The 24,420-nt window shown below is 67.8% G+C and carries 18 protein-coding genes; 8 read left to right on the forward strand and 10 right to left on the reverse strand.

Going from position 1 to position 24,420, the window contains the following annotated elements; translation table 11 throughout:
• Window positions 1-48 precede the first annotated feature (48 nt).
• Window positions 49-1,644 carry an amidohydrolase family protein gene (locus O9271_RS16265; RefSeq protein ID WP_298271992.1) on the reverse strand — a complete coding sequence of 532 codons (1,596 nt, stop codon included), beginning with the start codon at window positions 1,642-1,644 and terminating at the stop codon, window positions 49-51.
• Window positions 1,641-2,582 (reverse strand): ornithine cyclodeaminase family protein, encoded by a 942-nt coding sequence (locus O9271_RS16270; protein WP_298271995.1) that lies wholly within the window; start codon window positions 2,580-2,582, stop codon window positions 1,641-1,643. Before O9271_RS16270 ends, O9271_RS16265 begins: the two co-directional genes overlap by 4 nt.
• A 170-nt stretch (window positions 2,583-2,752) precedes the next feature.
• Here O9271_RS16270 and O9271_RS16275 point away from each other — a divergent pair, with 170 nt between their 5' ends.
• Both O9271_RS16275 and O9271_RS16280 read left to right on the forward strand, forming a co-directional pair.
• Window positions 2,753-4,006 carry an FAD-binding oxidoreductase gene (locus tag O9271_RS16275; protein ID WP_298271998.1) on the forward strand — a complete coding sequence of 418 codons (1,254 nt, stop codon included), beginning with the start codon at window positions 2,753-2,755 and terminating at the stop codon, window positions 4,004-4,006.
• A gap of 65 nt (window positions 4,007-4,071) precedes the next feature.
• Window positions 4,072-4,473, forward strand: a complete 402-nt coding sequence (locus tag O9271_RS16280) for a GxxExxY protein (RefSeq protein ID WP_291267560.1) — start codon at window positions 4,072-4,074, stop codon at window positions 4,471-4,473.
• Between the two features lie 137 nt (window positions 4,474-4,610).
• Here O9271_RS16280 and O9271_RS16285 read toward each other — a convergent pair whose 3' ends face one another.
• Entirely contained in the window at window positions 4,611-5,993 is a 1,383-nt protein-coding gene (locus O9271_RS16285) for an MFS transporter (RefSeq protein ID WP_298272000.1), read from the reverse strand.
• Between the two features lie 37 nt (window positions 5,994-6,030).
• Here O9271_RS16285 and O9271_RS16290 point away from each other — a divergent pair, with 37 nt between their 5' ends.
• Entirely contained in the window at window positions 6,031-6,630 is a 600-nt protein-coding gene (locus O9271_RS16290) for a rhomboid family intramembrane serine protease (protein WP_298272002.1), read from the forward strand.
• A 21-nt stretch (window positions 6,631-6,651) separates the two neighbouring features.
• Here the strand turns inward: O9271_RS16290 and O9271_RS16295 are convergent, their stop codons facing one another.
• On the reverse strand, window positions 6,652-8,181 hold the full coding sequence (locus tag O9271_RS16295; RefSeq protein ID WP_298272005.1) for an HDOD domain-containing protein: 1,530 nt from the start codon (window positions 8,179-8,181) through the stop codon (window positions 6,652-6,654).
• 102 nt (window positions 8,182-8,283) lie between these two features.
• On the opposite strand from O9271_RS16295, the gene O9271_RS16300 reads away from it, so the two are divergent.
• Window positions 8,284-8,670, forward strand: coding sequence for a RidA family protein (locus O9271_RS16300; RefSeq protein ID WP_343213932.1), 387 nt, complete (start codon window positions 8,284-8,286; stop codon window positions 8,668-8,670).
• A gap of 123 nt (window positions 8,671-8,793) precedes the next feature.
• Here O9271_RS16300 and O9271_RS16305 read toward each other — a convergent pair whose 3' ends face one another.
• Complete coding sequence (locus O9271_RS16305; protein WP_298272013.1) at window positions 8,794-10,356, reverse strand: amidase family protein; 1,563 nt, start codon at window positions 10,354-10,356, stop codon at window positions 8,794-8,796.
• Between the two features lie 344 nt (window positions 10,357-10,700).
• Between O9271_RS16305 and O9271_RS16310 the strand changes: the two genes are divergently transcribed.
• The gene (locus O9271_RS16310) at window positions 10,701-12,149 is read left to right on the forward strand and encodes an MATE family efflux transporter (protein WP_298272015.1); all 1,449 of its coding nucleotides are present in this window, start codon (window positions 10,701-10,703) and stop codon (window positions 12,147-12,149) included.
• Between the two features lie 115 nt (window positions 12,150-12,264).
• A complete protein-coding gene (locus O9271_RS16315) occupies window positions 12,265-13,713 on the forward strand; it encodes a hypothetical protein (RefSeq protein ID WP_298272017.1) in 1,449 nt (482 codons plus the stop codon).
• Window positions 13,714-13,771: 58 nt separating this feature from the next.
• Here the strand turns inward: O9271_RS16315 and O9271_RS16320 are convergent, their stop codons facing one another.
• A complete protein-coding gene (locus O9271_RS16320) occupies window positions 13,772-15,952 on the reverse strand; it encodes a serine/threonine-protein kinase (protein ID WP_298272020.1) in 2,181 nt (726 codons plus the stop codon).
• Between the two features lie 579 nt (window positions 15,953-16,531).
• Between O9271_RS16320 and O9271_RS16325 the strand changes: the two genes are divergently transcribed.
• Window positions 16,532-17,341, forward strand: a complete 810-nt coding sequence (locus O9271_RS16325; RefSeq protein ID WP_298272024.1) for a hypothetical protein — start codon at window positions 16,532-16,534, stop codon at window positions 17,339-17,341.
• Between the two features lie 9 nt (window positions 17,342-17,350).
• Here the strand turns inward: O9271_RS16325 and O9271_RS16330 are convergent, their stop codons facing one another.
• The 4 genes from O9271_RS16330 to O9271_RS16345 form a co-directional block, all read right to left on the reverse strand.
• Complete coding sequence (locus O9271_RS16330) at window positions 17,351-17,923, reverse strand: hypothetical protein (protein ID WP_298272027.1); 573 nt, start codon at window positions 17,921-17,923, stop codon at window positions 17,351-17,353.
• Between the two features lie 23 nt (window positions 17,924-17,946).
• Entirely contained in the window at window positions 17,947-18,372 is a 426-nt protein-coding gene (locus O9271_RS16335) for an SRPBCC domain-containing protein (protein WP_298272029.1), read from the reverse strand.
• Window positions 18,373-18,440: 68 nt separating this feature from the next.
• On the reverse strand, window positions 18,441-19,841 hold the full coding sequence (locus tag O9271_RS16340; RefSeq protein ID WP_298272032.1) for an alkaline phosphatase family protein: 1,401 nt from the start codon (window positions 19,839-19,841) through the stop codon (window positions 18,441-18,443).
• Window positions 19,842-19,864: 23 nt separating this feature from the next.
• Window positions 19,865-23,023 (reverse strand): TonB-dependent receptor, encoded by a 3,159-nt coding sequence (locus O9271_RS16345; RefSeq protein WP_298272034.1) that lies wholly within the window; start codon window positions 23,021-23,023, stop codon window positions 19,865-19,867.
• 182 nt (window positions 23,024-23,205) lie between these two features.
• On the opposite strand from O9271_RS16345, the gene O9271_RS16350 reads away from it, so the two are divergent.
• A complete protein-coding gene (locus O9271_RS16350; RefSeq protein WP_298272037.1) occupies window positions 23,206-24,405 on the forward strand; it encodes a hypothetical protein in 1,200 nt (399 codons plus the stop codon).
• The last annotated feature ends 15 nt before the right edge of the window (window positions 24,406-24,420 follow it).

Consider the following 24,420-nt stretch of genomic DNA (forward strand, 5'->3'; position numbering starts at 1 on the left):
TGATGGCGACTCGTCCCCGACGCCGCACGACGCCGGCACACCGACGCGTCAGCGCCGTCGGAGCGCCTTGCCGGCCATCACGTTGGTGGCAGTGCCGTTGGCCACGGCGGCGCGGCCGTTCACGAACACCCAGCGCATCCCGGTCGCCATTTTGCGCGGTGCGGTGTACGTGGCTGCTTCGCGCAGCTCCGCGGGATCGAAGACCAGCACGTCCGCAAAGGCCCCGACACGCAGCACGCCGCGGTCGGCGAGGCCGTAGGTGGCCGCAACCTGCCCCGACGCCGAAGCGACCATGCGCTCCATGGAAATGACCGGCTTGTCGAGCACGTAACGTCGGATCTTGCGCGGATACGTGGCGAAGAGCCGCGGGTGCCCGTCGGAGCCGTCGCTGCTCGTCATCACGAACGGGTCGCGCATGAAGGTCTCGATATCGGTTTCGGTCATGTTGAAGCTCGCCACGCCCATATCGATGCCACGCAGCACCAGATCGAGCGCGGTCTCCACGGCGGGCTGGCCCACCTCGGCCGCTACCTGCCTGAGTGTCTTGCCCAGGTAGGGGACCGCATCGATGTTGCCGTCGATGAGCAGGAGCGTCGAATCGCCGCCACGACGCCGGAGATTGTCGCGCATGTCGGCCAGCAGTTGCGCACGCAGCGTGGCATCCGCCGCGCGCAGGCGCAGCGAGTCGCGACCACCCGCCTGGGCCCAACGCGGCATGAGCGCAGCGCTGAGGCCCGTTCCGCTGGCCGTCCACGGGTACTGGTCGGCCACCACCGGGCACCCGCGGGCGCGGGCCTCGCGCATGATGGCCAGCACGCTGTCGGCGCTGCCCCACAGATCCACGCCCAGCGCCTTGATGTGGCCGATGTTGGTGGTGAGTCCCGATTCGCAGCCAATGCGGATGGCTTCGCGGGTGGAGGCGAAGAGGCCGATGCTGTAGCTGCTTTCGTCACGCTGATGGGTGTCGTAGACGCCACCGAACGGCTTGGCCGCCGACACCACGTCGATGACCTCGTCGGTGCGCGCGTACGTCTGCGGCACGTAGAAGAGGCCGCTGCCCACGCCGTAGGCCCCTTCCTGCATGGCCTTGGCAATGAGCGCGCGCATGGTGGCGCGCTGGGCCGGCGTGGCGGAAGCCGAGGAGTTGCCCATCACGCGGCTGCGCACCGTGCCGAAGCCCGTGAGCGCGTAAGTGTTGGTGCCCAGCCCGAGCGCCTCCGAGGAATCGAGCACCTGCTGCACCTCCAGCGGTCCCCGACCGTCGGCCCCCAGCACGACCGTGGTGATCCCCTGCATGAGCGACGACAGATTGCGCCGCCGTTCGAGGCCGAGCCGCGGCAACCCTTCATAGGCGTGCGTGTGCGGATCGATGAAGCCGGGCGTGACGATCTGCCCGCGGGCATCGATGCGCTGGCGCACGACCGTGTTGGCGGGCACCGGCCCCACGAACACGATGCGCGCACCGCGGATCCCCAGCGCCGCCTCACGCGGCGCGGCGCCCGTGCCGTCGTACACCCGACCACCGGTGATGAGGACGTCCACGGTGTCCTGCGCCGCCAGCGCCACTGGTGTTGCCACAAGGGCCACCAGCAGGGGAACGAGAGCGTGCCGGTGCGATCGGCGCAGCAGCGACCGAGACATCATGAGGTGACCGGAAAGTGGACGGCGGCAGCCAGCTGCGCCGCGGCGAGGTCTTCGAGCGCGTGCCCCACGGACTTGAACAACGTACGATCACGCGCGTCGCGTCGCGCAATGACCTCGCCGCGCAGCACGGCCCCCAGATCCCCCACGATCTGCTCACGGGAGAGCGTGCCGTCGGCGAGCGGTTGCACGAGATCCCCGGCTTCACGCAGCGCGCTTTCGGCGTGGTCCACCACGATACGCGCGCCGGCCACTGCCGCGTTGTCGGCCTCGCGCATGCCCGGCGTGAAGCCGCCCACCAAATCGAGGTGCGTACCGGCGCGAAGCCACGCGCCCTGCACGATCGGCTCGTGCGCCGTGGTCACGCAGCTCACGATGTCGGCGGCCGCCGCCGCCTCGTCGAGCCGCGATGCCGCGCTCACGGGAAGCCCTTCGTCGAGGAGCGTGGTGGCCAGGCGCTGCGCCGTGGTGACATCACGCCCCCAGAGTTCGACCTGCGTGAGCGACGGCAGCAGCGCGCAATATGCCCGTACCATCCAGGGGGCGAGTCGCCCCACGCCCACCACCAGCAGGCGCGTTGGAGCGGCCGCCAGGAGGGCACGGGCCGCCAGCGCCGAGGTGGCCGCCGTGCGGCGGACGGTGAGGGCGTCGCCGTCGAGCAGCGCCCGCGGTGCACCGGTGAGCCGGTCGAGCAGCAGGTACGAGGCGTCCACGGTATGGCCCCCGTGATGCGCCGCGGTCGGGATGACCGTGACCAGCTTCACACCAATGGCCTGCGCATTCCACGCGGGCATGAGCAGGAGTGTATCCGCCGACGACAGGGCGTGCGCGGTCCGCACCGGCGCCACGGGGGGCACCATGAAGGCCGCCGCCAGCGCATCGGCCAGTGGCCCCCACGGCAGCGCGGCGTGGACCTGTTCAGCGGAGAGTTGAGGAAGCACTTTGTGCGCGGTTGGTGTGCAGCGCGCGGCCCGGCGGTCGCGGCAACGGCCCAAGGTACCACCCGGCGCGTCGGGTCGCAGCAGGCGCCGGGGGGAGCGCCGAGCGGCGGCCTCACCGGTCATGGCAGACATGACGGTATCGAGTCACAAGGCATTCACTCTGGAGTCACATGCGCAGTCAGCAGCCGTGGGAAACACGTGAGTGGCAGCGTCCCTTGCACGTGGTCATCGTGGGTGGCGGGGTCATGGGCGCCGCCACCGCGTGGTTTCTGGCTCGCGAGCAGGGCGTGCAGGTCACGGTCATCGAACGGGACCTGGCCTATACGCGCGCGTCGAGCGCGCTCAGCGTGTGTGCCATCCGGCAGCAGTTCTCCACCGCCATCAATATCCGCATCTCGCAGGACAGCCTGGCGTTCTATCGCGCCATCGGTCATGCGCTGGCCGTGGGCGATGAGGTGCCCAACATCGGCCTCGTCGAGCCGGGATATCTGTACCTGGCCGCCACCGCGGGGGGCGCCGAGGTGCTGCAGGGGCAGCATGCGCTGCAGCAGCAGCATGACGTCCATACGGCGCTGCTGGCGCCGGCGGCGCTCACCGCGCACTTCCCGTGGCTGCAGGCGGACGATCTGGTGCTGGGATCACTCGGTCTTTCCACCGCCACGAGCGGCGAGGGGTGGTTTGACGGCTATGCCGCGCTGCAGGCCTTCCGTGTGGCCGCCGTCGGTGCCGGCGTGACGTTCCTTGAAGACGAGGCCGTCGATTTCGTGGTGGAGACGCACGACGGGCCGGCCACGGTGCGCGCCGTACACACGGCGGGAGGCCGGTCCCTTGCCGGCGACGCCGTCGTGATTGCGGCCGGCGCCTGGTCGGCGCGGGTGGCCGACCAGCTGGGCGTGGCGCTGCCGGTACACGCGCGTAAGCGTGACGTGTTTGCCTTCGAGGCCGACGTGGAGTTGCGCGACGCGAACGGGGGACTGGCGCCGCTGGTGATCGATCCGAGCGGGGTCTGGTTCCGTCCGGAGCTGCAGGCCGGCCGCTTCCTGTGCGGTGCGCCCCCACGTGATGGTGACCCGGACGACGTGCCGCTCGATCAGGTCGATCGCGGCCTCTTCGACGAGGTCATCTGGCCCGTGCTGGCCGCCCGCGTTCCGGCCTTCGATGCGCTGCGCGTGACGAGCAGCTGGGCGGGGTACTACGAAATGAACAGTTTCGACCACAACGGCCTGGTGGGGTTGCTCGCGCCCTACGGCAACGCCTACACGGCCTGTGGCTTTTCGGGGCACGGGCTGCAGCAGGCGCCCGCAGTGGGTCGCGGCCTCGCAGAGCTCATTGCCACGGGCCGCTATCTCACGCTCGATCTGTCGCCGCTGCGTGTTTCACGCATCGCGGAAGGGCGGCCGCTGCTGGAGAAGAACGTGATCTGACCGCACGCCGGCACCTGGTAACGCACGCGATGACGCGCGACTGATGCCACGCGACAGTGTATGGCATGCGCCCCATCGATCACCTCACCGGTGACATTATCGAGTCGGCCATCGAGATCCATCGTGCGCTGGGGCCCGGGCTGCTCGAGTCGGCGTATGAGGAACTACTGGCCGGTGAACTGCATCGTCGCGGATTTGCGCTTCGACGTCAGGCCATGATCCCGTTCTCGTGGAAGGACCAGCGCGTCCAGTTCGGTTTTCGTGTGGATCTGCTCGTGAACGAGCGGGTGCTTGTGGAAATCAAGGCCACGGATCGTCCCAATCCGGTCTTTGCTCGGCAAGTGCTTACGTACCTGCGTCTCATGCAGTTGCCGGTCGGCCTGCTCATCAACTTCGGCACCTACCGTCTCGTTGATGGGATCCAGCGCGTCACCAATCACGATGCTCCCTACGTCGACCCCCCCTGACGTCGTCTGGCCAACCCGGCATAAAGGGGGAACTGACTGCTGGAGAAGCGGAGAAAAGGAGGGTCCGGTGCGAAAGCTCGATGCCCCGCCGGCGCCGCGTGGCTCCCCGTTTCTCCGTTTCTCCGATTCTCTGCATGTCAGTTCGGCGTCACCGCGCTCGTGTGCGGGCGCATGATGGTCGCGATCACCACGGCGCCGGTGAGCCCCAGCAGGGCGAGCGCGACGAACGCGACCGCCGAGCTGCCCGTGGCCACCCGCACGCGACCGATGAGGTCCGGCCCGAAATGGCCGCCGAGGTTGCCGATGCTGTTGATCCACGCGATGCCCGCGGCGGCGGCACTGCCGCGAAGAAACGAGGTCGGGATGGACCAGAAGGTGCTCATGCTCGAGAGCACGCCAGCCGCCACCAGCGACAGCGCCACCAGTGACGCCACCACGTGCGTACCAACCACGGCGAGCAGCGCCAACCCGGCCGTGGTGCACAGCAACGCCGCCGTGACGTGCCAGCGGCGCTCACCGGTGCGATCGGAGTGCTGCCCCCACCAGAGCATCGACGCCCCGGCAATGCCCCACGGGATCATCGCCAGCAGCCCCACCTGCAGGTAGGCCGTGCGGGCGAGGCCGAGTTCCTGAATGATGGTCGGCATCCAGAAGTTCACGCCGTACAACGCGACCGCCAGCGTGAAGTACACGAACGCCAACGCCCACACGCGGCCGCTGCCGAACGCGGCACGCAAGCCACCGTGCCCACCACGGCCGGCAGGGGCGGACGCGGACGCGGCCGCGGCATCATCGGCCGCCAGACGGGCCAATACGAGCGTACGCTCGGCCTCACCGAGCCATCGCGCCTGCGCCGGTCCGTCGGGAAGCCACAGCAGCACGGCGACACCCATCACGAGACTCGGTGCACTCTCCAGCACGAACAGCCAGCGCCATCCGGCCCACCCGCTCACCCCCTCGAAGGCGTCCATGATGAATCCCGAGAGCGGCGCCCCCAGCACATTGGCCACCGCGACGGCCGTCATGAACTTCGCATACGCGCGACCGCGACGATCCGCCGGAAACCAGTAGGTGAGGTAGAGCACGATGCCCGGGAAGAACCCCGCCTCCGCCATACCCAGCAACAGGCGCAGCGTGTAGAAACCGAAGACATCGGCCGTGACCCCGAAGAGCGCCGGCAGCGGCCCCCAGGGAATGACGTCGACGAAGGCAAAGGAGGCCGACACGAGTGCCCACGTGATCATGATGCGGGCAATCCATCGTCTGGCGCCGACGCGCAACAGCAGCAGGTTGCTGGGCACCTCGAACAGAAAGTAGCCAAGGAAGAAGATGCCAGCACCGAATCCGTAGACAGCATCGCTCCACCCCAGTTCACCGACCATCTGCAGCTTGGCGAACCCGACGTTCACCCGGTCGAGGTAGGCCACGATGTAGCAGGAGAACAGCAAGGGCAGCAGCCGCCAGCCGATGCGGCGAAACGTGGCCGCTTCATCGGGCGTAGGGAGCGCAGGACTCGTCATGCCGCGAACTTACCGCCCCGCATTACACTTCGTGCTCATGCCCCGCAGATCGCGCACCTCGCTCACCGACTCGGCCGCGCGCACGACGCGGCAGGTCACCCGCTCCCTCCGTACCCAGGCCGTCACGCTGGGCACGATGCTGGGGACGTTCTGGGTGACGTTCGCGGTCAACAGCCTGCTCGGCGGAGCACTCACCGGATTCGGCATCGTGCCGCGCACGACCGATGGGCTGCGCGGCATCCTCTTCGCGCCGTTTCTGCACGGTAACGTCAATCACCTCGTTGCCAATACGGTACCCTTCGCCGCGCTCGGGTGGATGGTGATGTTGCGCGACGCACGGCATTTCCTGCCCGTCACGGCGTTCGCTATGCTCGGCGCCGGCCTCATGGCCTGGACACTGGGGGCGCCGGGGTCGGTCCACATTGGCGCCAGCGGCGTGGTGTTCGGCTACCTCGGCTTTCTGCTGCTGGCTGGCGTGTACGCGCGCAGCTTCTGGAGCATCGCGCTCAGTCTGGTCACGGCGAGCCTCTGGGGCGGCCTCGTGCTCGGCATTGCCCCGAGCCAGCCGGGCATCAGCTGGCAGGCTCACCTCGGGGGGTTCCTCGGCGGTATCCTCGCCGCGCGGCGCTACACGTAGCCGGCGGCGCGCGCCGCCAGTTCACCCGTTGCGGCGACGCCCGATGGCGTCGACCACCAGATCGGCGATCGACGAGGTGAAGCGGATGGTCGCGCGATCGGGGCTGGCGGCACCGCCCAGCCGGTCGCAGTACAGGCAACCCACCACCTTACCCCGAACGACGAGCGGAAACACTCCAAACTGCGCCACGTCGAGCTGCTGCGCCCAGCGCAATTCCGAGTGCGTGAAGCTGCGGTCGACCGGCAGGTAGCTTGCCTGTCGCATCTGGGTCAGGGCGACCACCGGACCGCCTCGTGGGGACATTGGGAACTGGAACTGGTCGATCAGGGTGTCCACCCCGTCCCCGAGACCGGTTCGTGCCACGAGCTGCTGGCGATCCGTCGTCAGGAAGCACGCCAGCACGCGATCGTACGGGCCACCGCGCATGATCGCCTCGAGCGCCTGCAGCAGCACCGCGCCAATCGAGGTGCCTGAGGCGGGGTCCACATGCTCCTCCAGTTCCGCGCGCAGGCGTCCGCGCAGCGTGAGCTCACGGGAGACCGTGTTTTCGACGTCCCCATCGGGCTCCAGCGTGGCGACCTTCGCCCCGAACCCTGTGCGGGCCGATGTGGCCAGCTGCTTGAAGCGGAGCCGATCACCGGCATCGGGGGAGCGCTGGAGCAGCTCGCGCGTTTCCTCGAGCGCAGCGGCCACGATGCCAGTGACCTCCTCGCGGTTGAGCTTGAGACGGCTCCCGTGCTGGACCATCACGCGGTCCAGGGCGACGGTGATCTGCGACGGTGTCGCGCCGGACCGATAGAGCGCTTGCGTGAGGTCGTGGCTGAAGGCTGCAACGGCCGCCGCGCGCGAGGTGGCGGCGGTGGTGTGGGCGTAGATGCCTTGGACTACGGAGTCCGGCAGCCCCCATTGGCGCGACAGCTCCGCCCCGAGGTCGGCATACGCGAACCCGAGCACCAGTTCAGTGGCTTTCGCCTCGGATTTCCCCTGGTCCTGCATGAGGGTGCGGATGAGGTGGTGATCCTCGGGGAAGTGGGCGGCAATGAGCACCTCACCGAGGTTGTGGAACATGCCGCCGAGATGCGCCTCTTCCGGTTCCGGGAGCTCCAGATACGTGGCCGTCGCGCGCGCATGGTTGGCCGTGAGCAGCGACAACAGCATGAGCTCCTTGAGCTGCGGACTCTTCCGCGAATAGTTCTCGAAGAGCAGCAGGCTGCTGGCCAGCTGCCGCACCGTGCGCGCCCCGAGCAGCAGCATCGCATGCGTCACCCCCTGAATGGGACGCCCGCCGCGGCGGTAATGCACGCTGTTGGCCGTCTTCACCACACCGAGCGTCAGGCTGTACTCGCGCAGCACCACGTTGGTGAGCCGCTGCAGCGAGTGGGCATCATCGTCCATGGACGAACACATGTCGACGATCTGCTTCGACAGTGCCGGAAACTCCACCCCCTCGTGGATGCGCGCCAAGCGCGCCCGGATGGGACAGGTGTCGGCCAGAGGGGCCGCAGGACGGGGTTCGGTGGTCACCATACCGGGATTATCGGCAGCAGCCACGCAGAACTTCGCCGATCGGGGGGGGCGGGTGCACATTCCCCTGTGGTGACGGGCGGGTGCCCGCTGCCGTCCACCAGCATGTTCGACCCCAGCCACCCCCCCATGCCGCGTACCGCCATCCACAGCGACCACGCCCCCAAGGCCATCGGCCCCTACTCTCAGGCCATCTGGGCCGGGGACCTCCTCTATTGCTCCGGCCAGACCCCCATCGATCCGGCGGTGGGCACCCTCATCGACGGCGATGTGGAGGCGCAGACGCATCGCTGCTTCGACAACCTCCAGGCCGTGGTCGAGTCGGCGGGACTTACCATGGACGACGTGATCAAGTGCAACGTGTATCTGGTGGACATGGCCGATTTTCCGCACATGAACCAGGCCTACGGGGCGCGCTTCTCGCAGCCCTACCCGGCGCGCACGACGGTGGCGGTGGCCGGGCTGCCGCTGGGCGCGCGGGTGGAGATCGAGCTCGTGGTCCGGCGCGGGGTCTGACCCCAGCTCTGACCCCAGCTCTGACCCCAGCTCTGACCCCAGCTCTGACCCCAGCTCTGACCCCAGCTCTGACCCCAGCTCTGACCCCAGCTCTGACCCCAGCTCTGACAGCTCTGACTGGGGTCAGGGTGCGGTGGGGAGCGCGGGCGGGCGCCAGTGCCGGGTGAGCCGTTCGTAGTCGTAGACGTAGCCGATCAGCTTGAACTCGTCCCAGGCGCGGCCGAAGAACTGCAACCCCGCCGGCAGGCGATCACCCCGCGTGTAGCCCATGGGCACCGTGATCGCCGGGAAGCCGGTGCTCGGCGAGAAGAGCTGGCTGTTGTCGCCATGCGGCGTGTTGAGGTCGCCGATCAGCCGCGGCGGGTTGCTCCACGTGGGATACACGAACGCGTCGATCCGGAGCGAATCCATGAGCTGCGTCACGGCCACGCGCAGATCGGCCCGCACCCGCTCGCGGCTCGCGCAGCCAGCGCTCGTCGCGGGGTCATCCGTACTTGCGGCCGCCTCGCGCAGCCGCAGTTCCACAGTGGGATGGAAGCGCCGGCTGCGCAGGATATCCGCCAGCGTCTGCACCGGGGCATTCGGGGCCCGAGCCGCGAAGTAGCCCTCGAGATCGGCCTTGAAGCGATTGCATCCGCCCTGCTGGCGCCGCTGGATCATGTCGAGCGAGTCCACCCGCACCGAGTCAATTATGTCCGCACCGGCGCGGCGCAGATCGGCGAGCGCGCGTGCGAACACGGCGCGCACTTCGCCGTCGAGCGTGGGGCGATCGTAGGCCTGCCGCAGCACCCCGATGCGCGCCCCCTTGAGCGCACCCCGCTTGAGCGCCTCGGCATAGCGCGCCGCCCGCCGCGCATCGGCCGGGGCCGTGATGCTGTCGGCCGGGTCGCTGTGCGCGATCACGTCGAACACCGCCACGGCATCGGCCACGCTGCGCGCCATGGGCCCGGCGATGTCGGCGGAGGCATTGAGGGGAATCACGCCGGCGCGCGAGGTGAGCCCCATGGTGCTGCGAATGCCCACCAGCGCCTGGTGCGCCGACGGCCCGCGTATGGAATTGCCGGTGTCGGTGCCGAGGCCGAGCGTGCCGAATCCGGCCGCGACGGCGGCTGCGGTGCCTCCGCTGGACCCCGCCGTGACGCGATCGAGCGCATACGGATTCTTCGTGTAGCCCGGCAGAATCGAACTCACGGTCTCGTAGGGCGTGAAGGCCCATTCGGCGAGATTGCTCTTCGCCAGCACGATCGCGCCCGCGGTCTTCACCTGGCGCACCATGGTGGCGTCACGCAGTGGCTTCCACCCCTCGAGCGCGAGTGAGCCGCCGGTGGTCTGCAGTCCCGCCGTTTCGAAGTTGTCCTTTACGATGAGCGGGATGCAGTGGAGCGGCCCGACCGGCCCCTCGGCGGCGAATCGGCGATCAAGCGAATCGGCGATCGTCAGCGCATCAGGATTCTGCAGCACCAGACTGTTGACGGCGGGTCCGCGCTGGTCGAGCGCCTCGATGCGCGCGAGATAGCCTTCCACAAGGGCGCGGCACGTCAGCCGCCTGCCCTTGAAGGCGCCGTGAATGGTCGCGATCGACGCGGTATCCACGGGAAAGCGCCGCGACACCGGTTGCGCCGCCGCGGGTGGTGCCACCGCCGCCACAGCGGCAAGCAGCCCCCCGGTGAGCAGAAGTCTGGTCATCCGCGAAGTATGCAGCCGAGTGCGCACTCCCCACTATTGCGACAGGTGAACCGGCGCGGTACGATAGGTGTCACGTTCTGTTTCGACCTTCCGGAATCCGCCGATGATTGTGCTCGCCATCTCTACCACCCCCAGCGACCGCATCTGCATGCGGCCGGTGACGGCCGACGTCGTCACGGTGGTATCGCATCGCGAAGCAGGGCCTCTCCGGTAGCCGCGGCACTTCGGTCGCGCCTCGGGTTCACACGCCCCTTCTGCTTCGCCTGGCAGAGGGGCGTTTCGTTTGTCCTCCGTGAGGATTCATGCACCATCCGCCGCCACAGTCTTCAGACGGTTCAACACACGTGGTATCCGCCCACCCCGCACCGAGTACGCCTGAGCGTACCGACACGGGCGAGCAGGCCGAGCGCACCAGTCTCTGGCGTGACATCCGCGACGCCGTGCGTGGTGCCGAACACGACTATACGCAGGGGGCCATTGGGCGAGCGATCTTTCTGCTGGCCGTCCCCATGGTGCTGGAAATGTCCATGGAGAGCGTCTTCGCGGTAGTCGACGCGTTCTTCGTGGGGCGGCTCGGGCCGGCCGCGGTGGCCACGATCGGCCTGACCGAGTCGCTCATGGTGGTCATCTACACGGTGGCCATGGGACTCAGCATCGGGGTCACCGCGACGGTGGCCCGGCGCATTGGCGAGAAGGACACCGACGGCGCCGCGCGCGCCGCGGTACAGGGATTGCTGCTCGGCCTGCTCCTCTCGGTGATCCTGGGAGTGGCCGGCGCGGTGTTTGCGCATGATCTGCTGGCGCTGATGGGCGCCGATGCCGAGGTCCTGCGCATGGGGACGGGCTTTACGCGGGTCTCGCTCGCCTGCAACAGCGCGGTGTTCCTGCTGTTTCTCATCAACGCGGCGTTTCGTGGTGCCGGCGACGCGGCCGTGGCCATGCGCGTGCTCATGTTGGGCAACGCGATCAACATCGTACTCGACCCGTTGCTCATCTTCGGGGTGGGACCGTTCCCGGCGTTGGGCATCGACGGTGCCGCCTGGGCTACCGTCATCGGCCGCACCGTCGGATTCCTCTGGGCGCTCTGGCACCTCAGCACCGGCGAAGGGAACCTGCATGTGCACCGTCGGCACGTGCGCGTGGAGCCCGGCACCATGCTGCACATTGCCACGCTCTCCGGGTGGGGGACAGTGCAGGTGGCACTCAGCTCCATGAGCTGGATCGCACTCGTGCGCATCACGTCGGGATTCGGTGCCACGGCGGTCGCCGGCTACACCATTGCCATTCGCATCCTGCTCTTTGCCCTGATGCCAGCCTATGGGGTGGGCGCCGCCGCGGCGACGATGGTGGGTCAGGCGCTTGGCGCAGACAATCCCGCACGCGCCGAACAGGCGGTGTGGGTGGCCGCACGCATCAACATGGTGGTGCTGGGACTCACCGGGGTGCTGTTCTGGTTCACCGCCCCCACTCTCGTGGGATGGTTCAGTGATGTCTCCGCCGTGCGTGACGTGGGGGTGACGGGGCTGCAGATCATGTCACTCGGCTTCCCGCTGTACGCCTTGGGGATGGTGCTCGAGCAGAGCTTCAACGGCGCGGGCGATACTCGCACACCCAGCTGGATGAACTTCGTGGTGTTCTGGGTGCTGCAGCTGCCGCTGGCCTGGTACATGTCGCAGCACACCGCACTCGCCTGGCGCGGCGTCTACATCGCGGTCGTGGGCGCGTATACGGCGCTGGCGGTGATCAGTGCGGTCTTTTTCCGACGAGGAGGGTGGAAAGCCAAGCAGGTGTAGGTGATGGGTCCGGGGAACCGCCTGCCGCATTCGCACGTTAGAGGTGGGTTTATCTCGTTCGGCGCACCGTCGCGTCCGATGTGAGCGCCTTTCCTCTCCGCAATCCACGCCTCTCGTGTTCTTTTCTGCACTTCGTGCGCCCACCGGTGCGCCGCGCCGGTGGGTCGGCGCCGCCCTCGTGGGGCTGCCGCTGCTCGCCGCCCCGGTGGCGGCACAAGGCCCCCCGGTTGGCCGCCCCCCCGGCGCGCCCGGCGGTGGCCCGCCCGGTGGCATGCCACCGGGGGCCATGCGCCCCGATTCGGCCACGCTGCAGTCGCAGGCCATTCGTGTCTTTCTCGACTGCCAGGGACGCATTCGCGGATGTGACCGCGATTTCATCGTCACCGACGTGAACTTCGTGAACTGGATGCGCGACCGCTTCGATGCCGACGTGCAGATTCTGGTCTCGGGGCTCACCAACGGCGGCGGTGGCACGGAGAACACCATCACCTTCATTGGCCGCCGCGCCTTCGAAGGCATGGCGGACACGCTGATCCTCAATACGCTGCCCAATGATCCCGACGATCGCATCCGTCGTGAATTGGCGCGCGTCTTCAAGCTGGGACTCACGCGCTACGTAGCCAGATCGCCGATCGCGTCTCGCGTGCAGGTGGCGTACTTCGCGCCGTTCGGGCGCCCCGCGCAGCAGCAGGCGTCGGCGGCCGACCTCAAGGACAAGTGGAACCTCTGGACGTACACGACCAACATGAATGCGTTCGTGCGCGCCGAGGATCGGCAGCAGTCGGTGAACGCGTCGCTGTCGCTGTCGGCCAATCGGGCTACCGAGAAGTGGAAGATGAACTTCTCGCTCAGCGGCAACCTCAATGAGCAGCGCTTCGAGATTCCGCCGACCGCCACACGCCCGGCCTTCACGGTGACCAACGAGCAGCGTACGTACAATGCGACCTCGCTCATCGTACGGTCGCTCTCGTCGCACTGGTCGGCCGGGCTCAAGCTGGGCGCTGGCTTCTCCGACTTCCTCAACCAGGACCTGGCGCTGCGCGCCCAGCCGGCCATCGAGTACAATCTGTTCCCCTGGACGGAGCAGACGCGGCGGCAGCTCACGTTCCTCTACAACGTGGGGCCCAACTACTACGACTATCAGCGCACCACGGTCTTCGATCGTGACAATGAAACCCGGTTCAGCCAGCAAGCCACCGCCTCGTATGTAGCCCGGCAATCCTGGGGCTCGAGCAACGTGTCACTCGACTGGTTGAACTACCTGCACGACTTCAATCGCCATGCCCTGACGCTCAGCGGCAACGTGGATCTGCGCCTCGGCCGCGGCTTCTCGCTCAACATCGGCGGCTCTGCCGCGCGCATCAACGACCAGATCTACCTCCCGCGCGCCGGCAACACTGAGGAGGAAATCCTGCTGCAGCGGCAGGCGCTGGAGACGGGCTTCCGCATCACCACGAACATCGGCATTCGCTACACCTTTGGCTCCATCTACAACACGATCGTGAACCAGCGCTTCAGCAGCCTTGGCTCCAGCGGCGGCCGGTTCTCCTTTTTCTTCTTCTGATTTCGCCGGCGAGGCTCACGTCGCTCATCGCCGCGGCGTCACTGGCGGACGCCGGAGTTCACCGCGCCAACGCGTCGCGCCAGGGGGCGAGTTCGTTGTACAGGCGCGTCGCCAGCGCGCCGGGGAGCGTGGTCTTCACCACGTTCCCGCGTTTCGTGTCACGCACTACGAGCTCGAAACGGGGCTGTGATCCGTCTTCTCGCGGCTGAAAGGCCGTGGGCGGCAACTGTGCCACGAAGGCGTTGAAGACCGGACGATTGCCCGAGGCTTGCACGTCGGGAATCGCCACCGCCGGCACGATCGAACCGCCATCGAGCGGGACCGCCTGCCCATCACGCAGCAGCTCCACCGACGCGACGTCGCCGCGCTTGAAGTCCACCAGCCGTTCGGGGTCGGTCTTGGGCCAGGGCGTGCGGTCCGACGACACTTCCATCACATACCCGGCGCGTCGACTGGCCGCAGCACGCGTCCAGCCACTCCACCGTTCGATCGGGTCGGCGATATCGTAACCGGATCCATCGCTGCGCTTGTACGTGGACTTCCAGCTGTTCACCTGTTCGGCCCGCCAGACCACCAGCGGCGTGGGCATCACCACCACGCGCAGGTCGTCGAAGCGATGCTGATGCGCCCTGGTGTCGATACCACGCGCGATCATGGCGCGCAGCGGCGCATCGGGGTAGCGCGAGCGGGAGGCCGCGACGTCGGCGATGCTGTCCGCCATTGCCTTCGCGCGCTTGGCCGCGTCGGTGCGCGCGCTGTCGTTCCGTCCGCGTCTGGTGGAATCTCGCTTGCCCGCCGCGCCAGCGGCGCCCGGTTTGCCCGAGCGTCCGGCGGCGGTGCCGGGGAGTCCGGCCAACGACGCGGCACTCGGCGGGCGCATACTGTCCGACTTCGGCGCCGACATGGCGGCGACCGCCACGGTGGCGGCCGAATCCGTCATCACCGTGGCCGGCGCAGCGGGAGAATCGCTGGCGGGTACCGGCACCGGGACGTCACGATTGACCGCCCAGAGCGTCAACGCCACCGACACCGCAGCGACTCCGCCCGCCACGTATGGCCATCGGGCCTTGGGCGGTGTCGCGTCACCCACCGTCGCGGTCGCCCCGGTCGTGGAGGCCGTCGCCGGGGGCTCGCGCGACACGCTCGTGCGCTCCCCCGACGAGAGGCTCACGGCGGAACCGGGCGTGCGGGCCACGAGACTCGCCGTGCGCACGTCGAGCGCGCGCCGATACAGTTCCGCCGTCTGGCTGGGCGTCATCGTGCTGATCGCCATCATGAGCTCTTCCGCGAACGCGATGACCGTGTCGTAGCGGTCGGCGGGCTCCGGTGAGAGCGCCCGATTGAATACATCCTGCAGCGTTTCCGGCCACTCCACGTCTTCGCGCGCATCCCGCAACGCCTGCGGACGGCTGGTGAGTCGCTGAATGAGCGACTCTTTCGTGCTCTCGCCGGAGAATGCCGGTTTGCCCGTGAGAGCAAGGTACGCCACCAACGCCAGGGCGTACTGATCGCTGCGTGGGTCCAGGCCCTCGCCGGCCAGCTGCTCGGGCGACATGTACTGCGGGGTCCCCACGGCGAAGCCGGTGCGCGTGACCTTCTGGTCACTCACGCCGTACGTGCGCGCAATGCCGAAGTCCACCAGCTTCACGAGATACGTGCCGTCGTGGCGACGCGCGAGCATGATGTTGTCAGGCTTGATGTCCCGATGCAGCATGTTCTTGTCGTGCGCGGCCTGCAGCCCGTCGGCGGCCTGACCGATGATGTCGGCGGCCACGTCCGGGTGCAACGCTTCGGCGTGCAGCAGATCGTCCAGCGAGCCGCCGTCGACATACTCCATGGCGAGGTACACCATGCCGTCGCCCGTGTCGCCGAAATCGAAGATGGCGGCGATGTTCGGATGCGACAGCTGACTCGCGTTCTCCGCTTCGCGGGTAAAGCGCTGCAGCGCTTCGGGTTCGTTCATCAAGGCCGAACGCATGATCTTGATGGCGCTCTTGCGCCGCATGCGAACATGCTCGCCGAGATACACCTGCCCCATACCGCCTTCACCCAGCCGCGACTCGATACGATAACGCTCGGCGATGACGGTTCCCACCAAGTCTGCACTCTGGCCTGAGCGGATCAGGCGGGTGCCATCCTTGGCGCAGAAATCCACGTTGTCGTCGTATGCATCACCGCAACGCGGGCAGATCTTGAACTGAGTCACGCGCGACTCGGGGTTGAGGACCACGGCATTCATGCCAATGGGCAATGTAGCATTTGGCGCGCCCCGAGAGAGCAGACTCGGCCATAGTCGTGGCGAACCGGGCACTGTGCCTTTCTGTTGACCATCACGATGCTTCTCTCCCTGCATCAGGACACATAGGGTTCCCGCCGACACCCATGGCCTGTCCGCCCTCCACGAGGCGGTGCGCGCGCTTTGTGGCGCCAGGGACCGCATCGACGGGCATGCCGCTCCGGTGCTCGGTGTCAACCGTACCGCGGTGTACGCCATCAACCTCACGGAGCAGGGCCCGATCAGCCCTGGCCACGTGGGGCCGCAGCTGGGACTTTCCTGCGGTGCGGTGGACGACGGGCCGCGCGGCGAACCGTGACGCGGCAACCACGCCATCAATGACCTGGTTCACCCACCGCTTCGAGGGGCGCCTTGCGCGCCGCGCGGCTGGCCCAGGTGGAGGCGGCGCTTCGGGGGACGGCGCCGTTGCCTTGGGCGCGCAAGCGATGAGCCGCGCCCATTGGAACGCCATGCTTCACCCGGTACGTTCGGCGGGAGCGGGCGTGTGGCCCAGCTGGACTTCACTTATCCGACGAGTGCTTCATGCGTGGTCGCGTTGCGGGACAGCTGGTCGTGGTGGCGGGCATGTTGGGCGTGGCGGCCTGTGCCGACGGCGCCGGGGATTCGGCCGCCCAACCACCCGCCACAGCTACCACGGCGCGGGTACGAGCGGCGGCGGTGGTGGCCGGTGGCACACTCTCCGGCACCGTACGCGAGCAGATGGCCGTGGGGCCGTACGTCTATCTGCGCCTCGAAACCGCGGCCGGCGACGAATGGGCGGCGGTGAACGAGGCACCGGTGCACACGGGAGACAGCGTCACGGTCTACAACGTGATGCTCATGGAGCAGTTCGCCTCACCAACGCTCAAGCGCACCTTTGCGCGGATCTACTTCGGGTCGCTCGATCCGAACGCCGGTGCCGGGAGCTCGGGCGCGGACGCCACCGGTCCCAATGGCCTGTCGGGTGCGGCCGACCCGCTGGCGGGTTCGCCGGGGACGCCCGCGGCGGTGAACGCCAAGGTGGGCCCGGTGCCGCGTGCGACCGGTCCCAATGGCCGCACCATAGGGGAACTGTACGCGCGCGCATCCACCCTCGCCGGCACGACGGTCGCCGTGCGGGGCGTCGTGGTGAAGTACAACGCCGGCGTCATGGGGAAGAACTGGATTCACCTGCAGGACGGCAGCGGCGATGCCGGGGTTGGCACGCATGATGTCACCGCCACGTCCCTCGAGACGGCCGCGGTAGGGGACACCGTCACCGTGACGGGCACCGTGCGCACCAACAAGGACTTCGGCGCCGGCTACGTGTATCCGTTGGTGCTGGAAGACGCGAAGGTCACGCGCCGTCCCTGACCGGCCCCCTTAGCGTGCCGCCGCTGGGGGAACCGACGGCGGCGGGCGGTGTCCCGGCGGCGGACCGCTGGGGTGCATGCGACAAGCGGGCGGCTGCTCAACCGAATACGTGAGATTGACAATGCGCCAGGTCACCCCCACCTGCACGAGGGTGAACTGGTCGATGCCACAGTGGGACCAGACGCCGTTCTGCCACAGGTCGTACGGCAACCACACCGAGGCCATGCTGCCGGCGACCCGCACCTCCGCATCGAACCCCCGTTCGATGATGGGCGCCCGCTGCCCCGATGCCCGTTGCGAGGCGGCGGTGCGCATCGTGAAGCCCGGTGCGCCGTTGCGCTCGCGCGCCGCGTAGACCTGTCCGCTGTCGGTCATGAGATTGGACAGCCGCACCATGTCGCCGCGATTGATGGCGTCCATGGCGGAGTCCACGACGGCCATGACGGCGGCGCGCGTGGCACTGGTGCCGCCCGCCGGTGCGCCGCGCGGTGCCTGCGCCCCTGCGGTTGCGATCCAAGACGAAAGCAGGAGGAGCACGCCCATGAGTGGGCGAGCGCCGGCGGCGGAACGAAGTCGTGGCATGGAGGGCGGCGGCTGGACGTGGATTATCGCGCGCGCGATTCGGCGTGCGCGCGATAGTTGTCGAGAATGGCTTGCCAGCCATCGCGCTGCATCTCGAGCGGATGCTCGTGTTCGGGCGTGAAGGTCTCCCGCACCTCAGTGCCACCGGCCAGCGGAATGAACTGCACCGTGACCACGCGCTCGGGGCCCAACGCGAAGCGCAGCAATGCACCGGGCTGCACATCGAGGAAGGTGCCCTCGAAATCGAATCCCATCGAGCCGTCGCGCGCCTCCATGCGATAGGAGAAGGTACCCCCGATGCGCACATCGTTCGTGGCATGGGGGCAGTGCCAATCCGGCGACGCGAAGTTCCACGCCATCACCGACGCCGGCTCGGTGAAGGCCGCAAAGGCCGTTGCCGGGTCGCAGGACAGCTCGACAGATACCGTGATGGGCTCAAGGGTGCTCATCCAACGCTCGCAGCAGGAGAAGTGGGTCGGCAATCCGATAGACAAGTTAGCCGCCGCACGGCATCCAGCTACCGCCGGAGCATCCCGGACTGGAGCACCCCGTCGAGTGCAGGAAACGGCACACCCAGCAGTGTGGCAATGAGCGGGGCCACATCGGTGAGGTCCATGATCGGGACGACCATGCCCTCGCGTACTCCCGCACCCCAGGCCACGAACCCCGTGAGAATCTCCGGCATGTCCGTGGGAAAGTGTCCGTGTGTGCCGCCGCTCGAGGCGCGCACCGCCGCACCCGTTCGCGCGCTGCCCATCCGCACGCCATTGCTCGCCGTGAGCGCGAACGGCACCCGAGGGTCGGCACCGATCCGATCCAGTTCGGCCCGTTCGACCACGCGATAGAGGCGCCGCTCTGCCGCGGGCGCGGCCGCGAGGGCCCGACGCGCGGCGGTCACGGCCGCGGTGTCACGCGAGTCTCGCAGGTGCAGGAACGCTGCGCCGCCTTCCACGTGAAAGACGGTACGCCAGGTGGGACCGCGCGCACTGTCGAGCAGTCCGGCGCCGGCCAGACGCACGTTCGGGTTCACCTGCAACTGGGTATTCACGAAGCCGTGATCGCCGGTGATGATGAACGTGGTGCGATCGAGAATGCCCGCGCGCTCCGCGGCGTCCACCAGTTGCCCCACCGCGCGGTCGATCGCGGAGACGGCGCGTGCCACACGATCGCCTGAGCGCCCCGCTTCGTGCTGGAAGTGATCGGTGCCGATGAGATGCAGCGCGGTGAGCGCGGGACGACGGGTTTCGAGAATATGCGCCGCCATGGCCCCCAGTCGGTCATCACGCGTCAGCCAGTCGCCATGGAAATTGCGACGCACATCGAGGCGGCCAGTCGCCTCGCGCTCGAGCTCCTCCACCAATCCCGGCGTGGCGAGCTGACGCATCGGCAGGATCCGCTCGACCGTGCTGTCGAGTGACCAGACCTCAGGGACCAGAAAGTCCACCGGTGCGCCGACTGTTACCGGCCACATCACGGCGGCGGTCTTCTTGCCGACCTTTCGCAGGGCCGAGAACAGCGTCGGCACCTTGATGGAATCCGCCTCCCAATACCACCGACCCGTCGCTCCCTGCGGCTCGAACGGGCTGTTGTAGTAGATGCCGTGGCGCAGCGGCGTGGCACCGGTGAACAGCGTCGTGTGCGAGGGATAGGTGACCGACGGAAACACCCCCCGTACGCCAAGGGCGTGCGCGCCGTCGCGCGCCATCTGTTGGATTGTGGGGGCGCCGAACGCCGCCGCATCGCGATAGAACTCGGGGCGGAGGCCATCGATGGAGATGAGCACCACGTGGTCGGATGGGGCCGACTGCGCGCGGAGCGCTGTCGCCCCCGGCGTGACTGCCCCCACGAGGGCGCCCACCGCGGCCATATACCGAAGCGCGATGGACGCGACAGAGCGGAGGTTCTTCGTGCTGATCATGCGGGATTCCGGTGAACTGGGCATCAGAACTTGTAGGCCAGTCCGGCCTGGATCTGGTACGGATTGCCCGACTTGCGCAGCACACCAGCATTCTGGTTCACGGTGTAGCGATAGCGCCGCGTGGCCTGATCGAACCCGGTCACGTTGAGCAGGTTCTGTGCAGACCCCGCCGAATAGATGGCACCCCAGTCGCTGTTCAACAGGTTCGGCAGGTTGAACACGTCGATGGTGAGCTCGGCGGCCTGACCGCCGAAGGTGCGAATGGTCTTGGCGACTCGGAGATCGAGACGATCCTGCCAGGGATTGTACAGGGCGTTGCGCTCGGCGAAGCGGCCGAGGTTCTCGCGTACGTAGTCGGCGACGATGCTGGCGCGGTTGTCCATGAGCTGCTGCATGCCCGTGGCGATGGCAGCGGGCGTACCGGGCGCCGCCGGATCGAAGAGGAAGGCCAGATCATTCGAATTCGGCGAGCCGTCGGCGTTGATGTCACGACTGGTCACCAGCGAGAACGGGGACCCGCTCGATCCCACGTAGCGGGCACTGATGCGGAAGCCATACACCGACGGCAGCGAGCCGAAGAGCACGAGCTTGTGCCGGAAGTCGCTGTCGGAGCGCCCCCACAGGCTGCCCAGGTTCCGAGGGTCACCGGCCGTGGCCGTGTTGAGCGCCGTGCCGGCCACGCAGCAGTTGTACGACGTATTGTCGCGCGTGCTGTTGAGCGTGTACGAGGCGTTCAGCGCGGCGTCGCGGTAGGGGCTGGCCCCCAGCTCCACCGTCCACGTCTTCTGCTCGAGCGAGCCCTCCGGCACCAGCTCCAGGACGCGGCCGATCGCCTGCGTCTGGAACGAGTTCGTGATGAACGTGTTGCCCGCCGCATCGATGCTGGAGGTCGGCACATAGATGGGACGATTCAGTTCGTTGTCGAGGGTGAAGAACGGCTGGGCGGCGCGATTGCGATCCACGTAGTGGTAATTGTCCCAGGTCCGCGCGTAGAACAGCGACGTGCCAGCAGTCAGCCAGCTGGCGATGCGACGTTGGTACGACAGGTTGGCCTTGGCCGTGCTGGGCACCTCGAAGTCCGGGCTGATGAGATCCACGCGGGTGGCCGTCGGCACCCCCGGCAGCAAGCCGGGAATCGTGCTGCGATCACGCCGGAACGCCACGTAGTCGGGGGCGGGCACCTGCGCCCCACGCACGTCGATACCGGCCTGCTCCATCCCGCTGTTCAGGATGTGGTTCACGTGCGCGTAGTAGTGGGGCTGCGCCGTGAACACGCCGGCACCGGCGCGCAGCAGATTGCGGCCATCACCGGTGGCATCCCACACGAGTGACGCGCGGGGCTGGATGTTGTCCCAGTCGGTAGGCGTGCGATCCGTGCGCAGCCCCAGCGCCTGATCGAGTGTCGGGTTGTAGCGCGCAGCCGTGAGGAAACTCGTCACATCGTAGCGCACGCCCAGCGTCGTGGTCAGCCGCGGCGTAAGTTGCCACTCCGTCTGGGCAAAGGCGGCAGCATCAAGCACCCATTGCCGCGCGGTCGGCTCCGGTTCGAGCAGTGGCACGTTGCGGCGATAGCGCGCGGCCCGGCCGGCCTCGAGATCGGCAAGAGAGTTGAAGTTGTACTGACCGCCCGTCTCAATGGACAGGTAGGTGTTGAGATAGGTCAGCGAGTTATCCACACCAAAGGAGATGGTCTGCCGACCGCGCTGCATGAAGGTGGTGTTCACCAGCTGATACTGCGTTTCGCGATTGCGCTCGGGCGCGAACCGATGACCGCCAAACTGGACCGTGACCTGGCCGTTCGAGCCATCGGGAAGCCGGGAGTTGATGAGGACCTCACCACGCGGCAGCACGGCGTTGGGTTCCCAGGCGCGCTGCGCGTAGCTCACCGCCAGCTTCGCTTCGTTCTGGACGTTCGGGGACAGAGTGGAGCGAAGCGAGACGAGACCGCCGTTCTCGAGGGAGTTGAAGCTGTTGCGCGCCTCCGCCAGCAGGGGACGGCCCTGATCGTTGACCCCACTCTGCGGGTTGTTCCAATCGGAGAAGTTGTTGCGAATCGTGAGCAGATGCTTGTCGTTCAGGCGGTAGTCGAGGCGTGCAAAGAGCGTATTCGCCACCGGAGCGCGACTGTATGCGCCGAACGCCTGGGCCGGATCCATGCCGTAGCGCCGCTGGAGGACGTCCACGAGACGGGTCAGCGAGTCGCGCGCAATGCGGGCCTGGATCTCCTCCTGCTGGTCACGCAGGTCCAGCACGAAGAACGGTTCCTGCTGATCCTGCCGATCGAAGGCCACGAAGTAGTGCAGCTTGTCCTTGATGATGGGCCCACCGACGGACCCACCCCACTGCGTGATGCGCTGCTGTCGCAACGCCCGACTGCGTCCGAGGAAGTCCTCCGTTGCCGACAAGCTTTCGTCGCGATGAAAGACGAAGGCGTTGGACTCCACCGTGTTCGTGCCGCTCTTGGTCACGGCACTGATGGCGCCGCCCCCCTGACGGCCTTGCGTGACGTCGTAGGAGTTGGTGACGATTTCGAATTCGCGGATGGCGGCCAGCGATAGCGTGAAGGGCCCGCGCCCCACCTGACCGCCACCCAGCTGGTTGCGCGCGGACACGCCGTCGATGCGCACATCGGTCGAGGTGGCTCGTGCACCACCAATGTTGAAGCCGCCGCCCGATGTGGTGGGCGCGAGCAGGGCAAGGTCGGTGAAGTTGCGATTCTGCACCGGCAGTTCCTCGATCTCCCGCGCTGAGACCTTGGTCGATGCGCCTAGCCGTTCACGACGCGCGCCAGTCCCGATTTCGTCGGTGACGCGCACGGGCTCGAGGTTGGCCGCCGACGGCACGAGACGGAACACGAGTTCCAGCCGATCACCCAGCGACAGCGTCAATGAGTCGCGAAGCTGCGCCTGATAGCCGATGCGGCGCACAGTCACCGCGTAGTTCCGGCCGAGGGGCAACTGCGGGAACAGGAAGCGGCCATCCGCTCGTGTCTGTCCGCGACCGGTATACCCGGTGGAGGCGTTGCGCACGATGACCTCCACGCTGGGCAGCGGTGTCCCAGTGCTATCGACGACGCGGCCGCCGATGGCCGCGTCGGTACCCTGTGCCAACAGCGAGCGACTGCCCAGGGTATACGCGAGTACTGCACCGAGCGTCAGCACGAAACGCAAGCGACCAACCATGGTGTTGCTCCGAGAGCCAGGGAACGGGAACGTGGGATCGACCACGCCAAGCATTCCCTGCTCGTGTCACGGTGCTCCGCGCGCGTGCCGAAGAATCAGTCACGTCACCGTCACGCGTCGTCACGCGCCGTCACGGTGCCGTGTTGCGCAACGGGCACGCCGACCACGAGATTGCCGGTACCATGATGAACCTTCGTTCTGTTCGCCGGCCGTGCGCCGTGGCGCTGCTCCTATCCATCACCGGGGCATCCACGGCGGTTGCACAGGGTGCAGCGGCGGCAACCGCCGCACCGGGTGCCGTCACGCGCGCCGATCTGGCTACGCGCTACCTGCTCATGGATGCCGCGTATGCGGCCGCCGACTCCAGCGCGCGCCTCACCGACAGCACGCGTGCGGCCCTCAACCGTATCTTCGATCGGTCCACCTTGAGCTTCTTCGGTGGACGTTTTGCCGTGACAGCGGCCATGATGGACACGGCCATCACCATGGCGGACCCGACCTACCGTTACGTGAGGCGCGAGCTGCCGCGTGATGTCGTGATCGACGGCCGCCCCGCCCGCGCCTTGCGCGATGCACTCGCCGCCCGGCTGATGCGCCTCGACAGTGCGGGGCCGCTCGCGCAGGCCATCGTCTCGGCGCGCGCCCGCACAGCGCTCCTGGTGGACACCGTGTCGGCTGAGCGAAGTGCCGAGTTTCTGGCGGAGCCGTCGACACTCGCCCGCGCCGTGGCCGCCGAGGTGAGCGCTCTCGAGAAGGGGCACAATCCCTATGCCCGACAGGTGGGCGACCTCTGGCGCAGCTATCGTGGTGCGAACGGTACCGCGGTGGCCATGCGCGTCATCGCGCCGCGCGCCGCCGCAACACGGGCGGTGGGCGTGCTGCTGGCGCTGCACGGCGCGGGGGGCGACGAGAACATGTTCGCCAACGGCTATGGCCAGGGCGTCGCTGCGCGTGTCGCGCGCGAGAACGACCTGCTCTTCGTATCGCTGGCGACCACGCCGTTCATGACCAGTCCCGTGCAGTTCGATTCGCTCATGGCGGTGCTGGGGCGTGATTACCGTCTCGACGCCTCACGCGTGTACCTGCTCGGGCATTCCATGGGTGCCGGCGCCGCCGCACGGCTGGCGCAGGAGCGCCCGCGCGCGCTGACCGCCGTGGCCTGTCTCGCCGGCGGGGCGGGCGTTACGGCCGCCGGTGCTCCGCCCGTGCTCTTCCTCGGCGCCCAGCTGGACCCCATCATCCCCGCCGCACGCGTCAAGGCCGCAGCGGCAGCGACCCCCACTGGGGTCTACGAAGAGCGCGTCAATGAAGGGCACACCCTCATGGTGCGCGGCGCCGTGCTGCGGGCCCTGCCGTGGATGCTCCAGCAGCCGCGCCGGTAACGCGCACCACCGGCC

Origin of the sequence: Gemmatimonas sp. (assembly GCF_027531815.1) — a bacterium.
GTDB lineage: Bacteria > Gemmatimonadota > Gemmatimonadetes > Gemmatimonadales > Gemmatimonadaceae > Gemmatimonas.